The following is an 8,425-nucleotide window of genomic DNA, read 5'->3' as shown; positions in this document are numbered from 1 at the left end:
GGTGTCCACGGTCTACGATTGCGCCCAAGGTTGCGTCGACAGTGTGCCCATCGGTCAGCCCTTGGCCGGGCGCCGCAGTCTGGTGTTGGACGCTGATTTGAACCCGGTACCGATTGGAGTTGCCGGTGAATTATGCATCGGTGGGATTGGCTTGGCCCGTGGTTACCATGGACGTCAGGGGTTGAGCGCAGAAAGCTTTATCGCTGACCCCACCAGCAGCGAAGGTGGGCGTTTGTACCGCACCGGGGACTTGGTGCGTTATCGCGCGAACGGCGTGATCGAGTACTTGGGCCGGATTGACCATCAGCTGAAAATTCGAGGCTTCCGCATTGAACTGGGCGAGATCGAGGCGCGCATTCTCGAACGCGGCAGCGTGCGTGAAACCGTGGTGGTGGCGCGTGACGACCAGGGCAAGAAAATGTTGGTCGGTTATCTGGTGCCTGCCCGAGCAGAAGACGATTCAACCGCGCTACGCAACGACATTGTGGCGTGGCTACAGGCGCAATTGCCCGACTACATGGTCCCGACGCAATGGGTGCTGCTGGACGCCTTGCCGCTGAACCCCAACGGCAAGATCGACCGCAAAGCCTTGCCCGCACCATCTTTCGTCAGCATGGAGGTGATTGCTCCGCGTAACGTCACCGAACAGGTGTTGGTGGATATCTGGAAGCAACTGCTGCGGGTTGAACAACTGGGCGTTACCGACAATTTCTTCGAGCTGGGCGGTGATTCAATCATCTCCCTGCAAGTGGTCAGCCGTGCCCGGCGTACCGGTATCGCGCTGACACCGAAGGACCTGTTCCAGAACCAGACCATCGAAAAACTGGCCCGAGTGGCGCGAGTCGAAGTGGCGGCTCTGCCTGACCATGCCCCGGTCAGCGGCGCCTGCTTGCTGACGCCGATTCAGCGTTGGTTCTTCGACGAACCGATTCCGCTGCGCGATCACTGGAACCAGGCGTTGTTGCTACAGCCGTCCACGCCGCTGAACGCCAAGTGGGTTGAGCAGGCCTTGGCAGCCATCGTCGAACACCACGACGCCCTACGTTTGAGCTTCGCCAACGGTGCCGCCCAGCATCAACCGATCGCAACCATTTCAGACCTTTTCCAGCACAGCAAAGCGGCAGACAGTGCAGCACTGTCGCAACTGTGCAACGCAGCCCAAGCCAGCCTCAATCTGGAACATGGCCCGTTGTTGCGCGCGGTGTTGGTGAAAATGGCCGACGGCAGTCAGCGCTTGTTGCTGGTGGTTCACCATTTGGTGGTGGATGGCGTGTCATGGCGGGTGCTGTTGGAAGATCTGCAACTGGCCTACGACCAATCGGCCCGCGCCGAAACGATTGTGTTGCCGGGTAAAACCTCGGCCTATCAAGCCTGGGCGCAACGCCTGCAAACCTATGCCGAGACTCCAGCGATGCAGGCTGAACTCAGCTATTGGCAGTCCAGCCTCACCGGCGCTAGCAATCTACTGCCCGGCGCCAAGATTAACGGCAGTCAAGCCGGAGACCGCGCCACTCAAGCCTTCAGCCGACTGGACGCCGAGACCACTCGACGTCTGTTGCAAGAAGCTCCCGCCGCGTACCGCACCCAAGTCAATGATCTGCTGCTTACAGCGTTGTCGCGGGTGCTGTGCCGCTGGACAGGGCAGGATTCGGCGTTGATCAATCTGGAAGGTCACGGTCGTGAAGATCTGTTCGACGACATCGATCTGTCGCGGACCGTAGGCTGGTTCACCAGTCAGTACCCGGTACGCCTGACGCCGATGGCCGAGGCGGGCGCCTCCATCAAGGCGATCAAGGAGCAACTGCGTGCGGTACCGAACAAAGGCATCGGCTATGGCGTGCTGCGTTATCTGGCTGCTGAACCTATTCGTCAAGCCTTGGCCGCGCTGCCCACTGCACGCGTTACGTTCAACTATCTGGGCCAGTTTGACGCCGGGTTTGAACAAGCGTTGCTGGCGCCGGCAAGGGAAAATTCAGGCCTGAGCCAAAATCAGGCAGCGCCGTTGGACAACTGGCTGAGCCTCAACGGTCAGGTGTATGGCGACACGTTAAGCATCGCCTGGACGTTTAGCCATGAAGTGTTCGAACCGTCCGACGTGCAGCGTTTGGCAGAGGACTATCAACACGAATTACAGCTCGTTATCGCCCATTGCCTTGATCCGTTGCCCGCGCGTTTGACACCTTCCGACGTGCCGTTGGCGGGTCTCAATCAGGCGCGTCTGGACGCGCTGCCTATTTCCACCGATGAGCTGGCAGACTTGTATCCGTTGGCGCCGATGCAGCAAGGCATGCTGTTTCACTCGTTGTATTCACCAGAGGCTGCGGCCTACGTTGACCAACTGCGGGTGGACATTGACGGTATTGACGTCGAACGTTTCCGCAGCGCTTGGCAAGCCGCGCTGGATGCCCACGACATTCTGCGTGCAGGGTTTCTTTGGGGTGGGGACCAGGAACAACCGTTGCAAGCCATCCGTCAACGCTTGCAACTGCCGATGCAGGTGCTGGATTGGCGTGAACAGCTTGATCTGAGCAGCGCATTAGAGCACTTCGCCAAAGCCGATCAGGCCCGTGGTTTCGACCTGGCTCAGCCTCCTTTGTTGCGCCTGACACTGTTGCGCACCGGCGCTTCGCGGCACCATTTGATCTACACCAGCCACCATATTCTGTTGGACGGTTGGAGCACTTCGCAATTGTTCGGCGAAGTGATGCAGCGTTATGCCGGGCATACCCCACGGCCTGCCGGGCGATTCGCCGACTACCTGACGTGGTTGCACGGGCAAGACGCCGATGTGGCGCGAGATTTCTGGGTCAAGCAATGTCGACCCTTGCAGGAGCCAACGCGTTTGGCGGCGGCGTTGGCCCGGACCTCGACAGCGGACGATTCGTTTAGTGGGCACGCCGATCACCACCGCGTGCTTGACGCGCAGCGCACCCAGCAGCTGAGCCTGCTGAGTCGCGGCGAGAAAATCACCCTCAACACCTTGGTGCAGTCGGCGTGGCTGCTGATCTTGCAACGCTGCACCGGACAACCCGCAGTCACCATGGGCGTCACCGTGTCCGGGCGGCCAGCGGATTTGCCCGGCGTCGAGCAGCAATTGGGTCTGTTCATCAACACCTTGCCGGTCATCGGCCAGCCGGCTCCGGAACTCACCGCCAGTCAATGGCTGCAGGCTGTGCAGGCGCAAAACCTAACGCTGCGCGACCATGAATACACGCCGCTGGGCGACATTCAGCGCTGGGCCGGGCATCCAGGCGAGGCGTTGTTTGACACGTTGCTGGTGTTCGAAAACTACCCGATAGCCGAGCAGCTTCAAGAAAAAAGCCTCGGCCAAGACCTGACCTTCAGCAACGTGCGGGTCGAGGAAAACACCAACTACCCGCTGACCTTGAGTGTATTGGTCGGCGAACAGATTCTTCTGGAGTTCGGCTACCAACACCAACACTTCGATGCGCTGACCATCGAGTGGCTGGGCGGGCAACTTGAACAACTGATGGTGACCTTGCTGGACAACCCGCAGGCGCGTCTTGGTGAGCTGGGTTTGATGACCGCCACGGAACAATTGGCGCGGCTCAATCCGTTGGTCCCGACCTTCGACTATCAGCAAAACATCTGCACCGTGATCGAAGCTCAGGCTGAACGCAGGCCGGATGCCCAAGCTTTGGTCTTTGGCCGCGACAGCGTTACCTACGCGCAGATGAACGCCCGAGCCAACCGCCTGGCGCACAAACTGCGCGAGCTGGGTGCCGGTCCGGAAGTACGAATCGGCGTGGCACTGAATCGCTCGTTGGACATGGCGATTGCCTTGCTCGCAGTGCTGAAAAGTGGCGCCGCTTATGTGCCGCTGGACCCGAACTACCCGGCCCAACGCCTGGCGTACATGGCGCAAGACAGCCAGATCGCGTTGTTGTTGCGTGACAGCGATGTGCTGCAGATCGATGTGCCGAGTCTGGATCTGGAGCCATCGTCCGGCTGGTTTTCCGAGTATCCAGAGACTAATCCGCAGGCTATCGTCGCCAGTCAAAATCTCGCCTACGTGATCTATACCTCTGGCTCCACCGGCAACCCGAAAGGCGTGCTGATCGATCACTTGGCCCTAGCCGACTTCTGCCATTTGGCCCGTGATTACTGCGGCCTGACCGAACAGGACCGAGTCCTGCAATTCGCCACCTACAGCTTTGATGGCTTCGTCGAGCAGTTATTCCCGTCGTTGTGCGAAGGCGCCTGCGTGGTGATTCGTGACGCTGAACTATGGGACAGCGAGCGCTTGTACCAAGAGATCATCCAGCAGCGCATTACCCTGGCGGATCTGCCCGCCGCTTATTGGCACGTATTTGTGCAGGACTGTTTGCTGGCCGGCCCGCGCTCTTACGGTTCATTGCGCCAAGTGCATGCCGGCGGCGAAGCGATGTCGGTGGAAGGCGTGCGCCTGTGGGCCACAGCAGGCCTCGGTCAGGTAAAACTGGTCAATACTTACGGCCCCACCGAAGCGACGGTGGTGTCCACGGTCTACGATTGCGCCCAAGGTTGCGTCGACAGTGTGCCCATCGGTCAGCCCTTGGCCGGGCGCCGCAGTCTGGTGTTGGACGCTGATTTGAACCCCGTACCGATTGGGGTTGCCGGTGAATTGTGCATTGGAGGTAGTGGTCTGGCCCGTGGTTACCATGGACGTCCGGGGTTAAGCGCAGAAAGCTTTATCGCCGACCCGACCAGCAGCGAAGGCGGGCGTTTGTACCGCACCGGGGACTTGGTGCGTTATCGCGCAAATGGTGTGATCGAGTACTTGGGTCGGATCGACCATCAGTTGAAAATCCGTGGTTTTCGTGTTGAAACCGGAGAAATCGAAGCGCGGATCCTTGAGCTGGACAGCGTGCGCGAAACCCTGGTTATGGCCCGAGAAGAGCAGGGCAGCAAGTATCTGGTGGGATATCTGGTGCCGGTATCGCCTGCCGCGGACGCAAACCAATTGCGTCAGTCGGTAATCCTGTCACTGCACGATAAGCTGCCGGACTACATGGTCCCGACGCAATGGATGGTGCTGGACGCCTTGCCGCTGAACCCCAACGGCAAGATCGACCGCAAAGCCTTGCCCGCACCATCTTTCGTCAGCATGGAGGTGATTGCTCCGCGCACGGCCACCGAACAGGCACTGGTGGATATCTGGAAGCAACTGCTACGGGTTGATCAGCTAGGCGTTACCGACAATTTCTTCGAGCTGGGCGGTGATTCGATCATCTCCCTGCAAGTGGTCAGCCGTGCCCGGCGTGCCGGTATTGTGTTGACACCGAAGGACCTGTTCCAGAACCAGACCATCGAAAAACTCGCCCGAGTGGCGCGAGTCGAAGTGGCGGCCTTGCCTGACCATGCCCCGGTCAGCGGCGCCTGCTTGCTGACGCCGATTCAGCGCTGGTTCTTCGACGAACCGATTCCGCTACGGAATCACTGGAACCAGGCGTTGTTGCTACAGCCTTCTACGCCGTTGAACGCCAAGTGGGTTGAGCAGGCCTTGGCAGCCATCGTCGAACACCACGATGCTCTGCGTTTGAGCTTCGCCAACGGTGCTGCCCAGCATCAACCGATAGCAACTATTTCAGATCTGTTTCAGCAAAGCGAAGCGGCAGACAGTGCAGCGCTGACGCAACTGTGCAATGCAGCCCAAGCCAGCCTCAATCTGGAACACGGCCCATTGTTGCGCGCTGTCTTGGTGGAAATGGCCGACGGCAGCCAGCGCTTGTTGTTGGTGATTCATCATTTGGTGGTGGATGGCGTGTCATGGCGAGTCCTGCTGGAAGACTTGCAGCTGGCCTATGACCAATCGGCCCGCGCTGAAACGATCATGTTGCCGGGCAAAACCTCGGCTTATCAAGCCTGGGCGCAGCGTTTGCAAGCCCATGTCGACACCCCGTTCATGCAAACCGAACTGGGTTATTGGCGTACTGAGTTGACCGGCGCGGCGGCTGATTTGCCTATGGATGGAGACCCTAGTGCTGACTCGGCTGTGCTGTCGGTGCAAACCAACTTCGACCGGCACCTGACTCAACGCTTGTTGAAACAGGCCCCAGCGGCCTATCGCACTCAGGTAAATGAGCTGTTGCTTACCGCGTTGGCCCGCGTGCTGTGCCGCTGGACCGGGCAGGACTCGGCGTTGATTCAGCTAGAAGGTCATGGTCGTGAAGACCTGTTCGACGGCATTGATTTGTCGCGTACCGTGGGTTGGTTCACCAGCCTTTACCCGCTGAAATTGACCCCGGCCAGTGAGCTTGGAAATTCGATTAAAAACATTAAAGAGCAATTGCGCAGCGTGCCGGGTAACGGCCTCGGCTATGGCGCGCTACGTTATCTCGGCACCCAAGCGATGCAGCAGGAACTGGCGCAATTACCCCTGGCGCGGGTGACGTTCAACTATTTGGGCCAGCTCGATGGCAGCTTCGGCAAAGACCAAATGTTCAGCCTGGCCACCGAGAGTGCAGGTCACAGCCACGGTGCCGGATCGCCGCTGGGCAACTGGCTGAGCATTGATGGTCAGGTGCATGAGCAGCAATTGAGCCTGAGCTGGGTGTTCGACCGTCAGCTGTTTCAGAAGGAGACCATCGAGCACCTGGCCGAGGACTTTGAATATGAACTGCGCAACATCGTTGCCCACTGCGAAACCGCCGGAGGGTTCACCCCGAGTGATTTCCCGCTGGCCGGATTGGACCAGCCGCAGTTGGACGCCCTGATAAAGCAGCAGCCGGACGCCGAGGACATTTACCCGCTGTCACCGATGCAGAGCGGCATGCTCTTTCATGCATTGGATAACCCGACCTCCGGGCAGTACGTCAATCAGCTCAGCGTTTCGGTGGGCGGCCTTGATCCTGAGCGTTTCCGCGCGGCGTGGCAGCGGGTGGTCAACCGTCATGCGATCCTGCGCAGCTGTTTTGTCTGGCAGGGCGAAGTGCCGTTGCAAGTGGTGGTCAAACACTTGGATGCGCCGGTGCAAGTACTCGATTGGCGCGGCAAGACCGCCGATGATATCAACCGCCTGGAGCGTGAAGAGCGCGAGCATGGCTTTGACCTGGCGCGCTTACCGCTGCAACGAGTGCTGCTGGTGCAGCTGGACGCCGAGCGTTACCAGTTGATCTGGACCAGCCATCACATCTTGCTCGACGGTTGGAGCAGTGCGCGGCTGATGGGTGAAGTCCTTAGCGGCTATCACGTTGAACAGACGTTGCCTGCGGCACCGAGTTATCGCGATTACATCGGTTGGCTGGCGCAGCAGGATGAAGCGGCCGACGAACGTTTTTGGCGCCAGCGCCTGAGTGAATTGCCGGCGCCGACGTTGCTCGCGACCGTTATTCCCAGTCGCTCGGCAGAAACTGGTCACGGTGCGGTCTACACCCACTTGAGCGAACCGCTAACGGCGACCCTGCAAGCGTTCGCGCAAGCCCAGCGCATCACCATGAACACGCTGATTCAAGGCGCGTGGCTGTTGTTGTTGCAGCGCTACACCGGTCAATCCAGCGTGGCGTTTGGCACCACGGTAGCGGGGCGTCCGGCTGATTTGGCCGACGTTGAAGAAATGCTCGGACTGTTTATCAATACCTTGCCGGTGATTCAAACGCCGACGTCGAGCCAGCCGGTGGGCGAGTGGTTGCTGGAATTGCAGAACTACAACCTGGAATTGCGCGAGCATGAACACACGCCGTTGTACCGTGTGCAGCGCTGGGCCGGGCAGACCGGTCAGGCGTTGTTCGACTCCATCGTGGTCTTCGAAAACTACCCCATCGACGAAGCCCTCAGTCAACAGGCCGACAACGGCCTGCGGTTCGGCAGTACCGAGTCCATCGACGTCACCAGTTTTGCCATGGACTTGGCGGTCTCGGTGGGCAAGCGTCTGGAAGTCGAGTACCTGTTTCGACGCGATTGCCTGGACGCCGATGCTTGTGCCACCTTGCGTGATCATTTTGAAACCCTGTTGATCGGCATTGCCGCTGATCCTCTGCGTGCGCTGGGTGATTTGCCAATGCTCGGTGCTGCCGAACAGGCGCAGCTGTCGAGCTGGAATCAGCTGGAGCCAGGGGTTGCTCGGCAGCCAGTGCATCACTGGTTGTCCCGCGTGGCTGCCGATAACCCACTCCGCGAAGCGGTGCGCTGCGGCGACCAAAGCCTGACTTTTGCCGAACTGGAGCAACGCGCCAACCGTCTGGCTCATCACCTGCGCAGCGAAGGTGTCGGCGTCGAAGTGCGGGTGGGTGTGGCGCTGCCGCGCAGCCCAGAGATGATTGTCGCCTTGCTGGCGGTGCTCAAAGCCGGCGCGGCTTATGTGCCGCTGGACGCCAGCTACCCCCGTGAACGCTTGGCCTATCTGATGCAGGATTCCGGTATTGCTTTGTTGCTGACCGATACCTCGTTGCTGGGGATTCTGCCGGTGCCGGAACACGTGCATGCG

1 protein-coding gene is annotated in these 8,425 nt (G+C 59.7%); it reads left to right on the top strand.

What is annotated here, in order from left to right; genetic code table 11:
• Positions 1–8,425: non-ribosomal peptide synthetase (locus M0974_RS08930; protein WP_297835459.1), on the top strand; the 8,425-nt coding region annotated here is incomplete at both ends.

Source organism: Pseudomonas sp. (assembly GCF_026224925.1).
Taxonomy (GTDB): Bacteria; Pseudomonadota; Gammaproteobacteria; order Pseudomonadales; family Pseudomonadaceae; genus Aquipseudomonas.
The sequence above is the reverse complement of the archived record's forward strand: the minus strand, read 5'-3'. Positions and strand labels throughout refer to the sequence as shown.